This window comes from Pseudoalteromonas sp. SG44-5, assembly GCF_014164175.1.
In the GTDB taxonomy this organism is placed as follows: Bacteria; Pseudomonadota; Gammaproteobacteria; order Enterobacterales; family Alteromonadaceae; genus Pseudoalteromonas; species Pseudoalteromonas nigrifaciens.
In genome coordinates this window covers 1-2868 of sequence record NZ_JACJES010000041.1, presented here as the reverse complement: position 1 = coordinate 2868, position 2868 = coordinate 1, and the positions used below count along the sequence as shown (strand labels likewise).

At 40.6% G+C, this 2868-nt stretch carries 2 protein-coding genes; both read left to right on the top strand.

Annotated elements, in window-relative coordinates; translation table 11 throughout:
- Positions 1 to 489: 489 nt before the first annotated feature.
- Positions 490 to 753 (top strand): GrxA family glutaredoxin, encoded by a 264-nt coding sequence (locus H5079_RS17860; RefSeq protein ID WP_011327680.1) that lies wholly within the window; start codon positions 490 to 492, stop codon positions 751 to 753.
- Positions 754 to 913: 160 nt separating this feature from the next.
- Positions 914 to 2764 carry a DEAD/DEAH box helicase gene (locus H5079_RS17855; RefSeq protein ID WP_011327679.1) on the top strand — a complete coding sequence of 617 codons (1851 nt, stop codon included), beginning with the start codon at positions 914 to 916 and terminating at the stop codon, positions 2762 to 2764.
- Positions 2765 to 2868 lie beyond the last annotated feature (104 nt).

Sequence of the window (2868 nt, the reverse complement as noted above, 5' to 3'; positions counted from 1 at the left end):
TTGTCTTTATCGAGCGCTTCGATATTGTAAGGAGGAAAGCTTGGCTGCTTATCTGAACTTGCTGCCGCATCCATTAAAGACGCTAAATGATCGAAACCGATGAATGAACGATAAAGGGGTGATAAATCTACTGTACGCATAATAATATCCTCATATTTAAGCGATATTTCAGTTGTGCATTTCTAATGAACAAACACAAATGAAGTTTAATTAATAATATAAATTTCAATTACTTCTGTTTAACAAGGACCCATCAGGCGTCCTCTACTTATCTATATATGGACTGCAAAAGTGTTTTCAAGATGATTTTTCAAAAAATTATTTATTTTACTTTTAACACCACATTAAGCGCCCAATAACAGTAGCGATTATTTAAAAACGCTGATCCCTAAGGCATATCAATAAAAGCGAACAGCTTAATCGCTTGTTTGCTCTTTAATATTTAACTCAATTGGTTACACTAGTAGCAATTTAATTGAGGAGTTCACTATGTTAACTGTAATTTTTGGTCGTGAAGGCTGCCCATTTTGTGTTCGTGCTAAAGACGTAGCAGAACAACTATCAAATGAACGTGATGATTTTAAATTTCGCTATATCGACATTATTAAAGAAGGCATAAGTAAAGAAGATCTTGAAAAGTCTGCCGGCAAACCTTGCCCAACAGTGCCGCAAATCTTTGTAGACCAAAAACACATTGGTGGTTTTACAGAGTTTGAGGCCTACGCCAAAGAGAATCTTGGACTTTATCAATAAGTTCTGTATCAAATATGTTAACCAGTTAAGTAATCTAGTTACTTAGCTGGTTAAATTTCGACCAACATCAATCACCTATAAATTAGTTGTAATTTCTACAAGCATTTACCGCATTTATCCTTTATAATGCGCGCCTCTTTAAATTCGTTGAGGCGTATTAATGTCAGAACCAGTCACGTTTGAATCTCTAAATCTTTCTCCTGCAATTTTGAAGGCAGTTGAAGAGTTGGGTTACAAGACACCATCTGAAATCCAAGCTCAATGTATACCGTTATTGCTAGAAAGAAAGGACGTACTGGGACTAGCTCAAACGGGTACAGGTAAAACCGCAGCATTTGCACTACCACTATTAAATAATATTGACCCGTCTGTGAAACAGCCACAGATCCTTGTACTCACACCAACCCGTGAGCTTGCGATCCAAGTTGCTGAGGCATTTGAACAATATGCTAAACATGTTCGTGGTATTGAAGTATTGGCACTTTATGGTGGCCAAAGCTACAGTATCCAACTAAGTGCACTTCGTCGTGGCGCGCAAGTTATCGTAGCTACTCCAGGTCGCTTAATCGATCATATTAACCGTGGCACTATCAAGTTTGATGCTCTACAAGCACTTGTACTTGATGAAGCCGATGAAATGTTACGTATGGGCTTTATCGATGATGTAGAAAGCATCATGGAAAAAACACCGCGCGAAAAGCAAACATGTCTTTTCTCTGCGACCATGCCTAAGCAAATTCAAAACATCAGCAGCAAGTATATGAACAATCCTGAACAGGTTCATATCTCTGCGCGTAACTCAACTGTTTCATCAGTAGAGCAAGTGTTTTGGAATGCAAGCATTCATAAAAATAAAGCCATTGTTCGCTTTTTAGAAGCTGAGCAATATGAAGGCGCTATTGTTTTCGTACGTACGCGTAACGATACAGTACAGCTTGCTGAATTATTAGAGCGCGAAGGTTTCTCTGCCGCTCCACTTAACGGTGACATGAACCAGCAAGCACGTGAACGCACAGTAGAGCGCTTAAAAAGCGGCATGCTAAATGTTGTTATTGCAACAGACGTAGCGGCACGTGGTCTAGATGTTGACCGTTTAAGTTTAGTTATCAACTACGATATTCCACAAGATTCTGAAGCCTACGTTCACCGTATCGGCCGTACAGGTCGTGCTGGTCGTACTGGTAAAGCAATCTTATTCGTAAAACATAACGAACGTTATTTACTTAAAAATATCATTCGTCATACGAATTCAGATATTGCACAAGTTGAATTACCAACAGCTAAAATTGTTGAAGAAAAACGTATCGAAGCGTTACAAGCCAAGTTAACACTTGCTCTTGAAAACAAAGATATTACTTTCTTTAATGAAGTAGCAGCAAACATGGCTCAAAAGCTTGAACTTTCTGCTGAAGACCTTGCTGGTGCGTTACTGTGTTTAGCACAGCAACAATCACCAATTAAGGTTGAAGAAGTTAAGATTCAACCTCGCGAACGTAACGAGCGCAATGATCGTAACCCACGTAGCAATGACCGTGGTGATCGTGGTCGTCGTAACGAACGTGGCGGTGAACGTGGTGGCGAGCGCGCTGAACGAAAACCTCGTGAGCGTAACAGCCGTGATGCAGGTCCTATGGATACATACCGTATTGAAGTAGGTCGTGAACATGGTGTTCAGGTTAAGAACATTGTTGGCGCTATTGCTAACGAAGCTGACATTTCAAGCAAGTTTATTGGTGATATTCGTCTACACGATAATCACAGCACGGTTCAATTACCGAAAAACATGCCTAAAGATGTACTTGATCATTTCCAAAAAGTGTTTATTTGTAAACGTCCTATGGGCTTAACAATCACTGCTGATCAAGGTCCTGCTGAGCCACGTGGCGAACGCTCTGAGCGTCCAGCTGGCGGTGAAAAACGCAGCTTTAATAAAGATGACAGCGCACGCGGTGATAAGCGCAGCGGTCCTCGTAAAGAACGTCGCCCAGTAAGCTTTACAACGCCGAAATAAGCAACGACTCTTTAATAAAAACCTTGCCACGTAAGTGAGCAAGGTTTTTTTGTGCCTAAAATAAAGCTCTAGGCTCTAGGCTCTAGGCTCTAGGCTCTAGGCTC

What these genes read in the sequence shown, in the direction of transcription:
- H5079_RS17855 (WP_011327679.1), top strand. Translation starts at nt 914, where the DNA reads ATGTCAGAACCAGTCACGTTTGAATCTCTAAATCTTTCTCCTGCAATT.
- H5079_RS17860 (WP_011327680.1), top strand. Translation starts at nt 490, where the DNA reads ATGTTAACTGTAATTTTTGGTCGTGAAGGCTGCCCATTTTGTGTTCGT.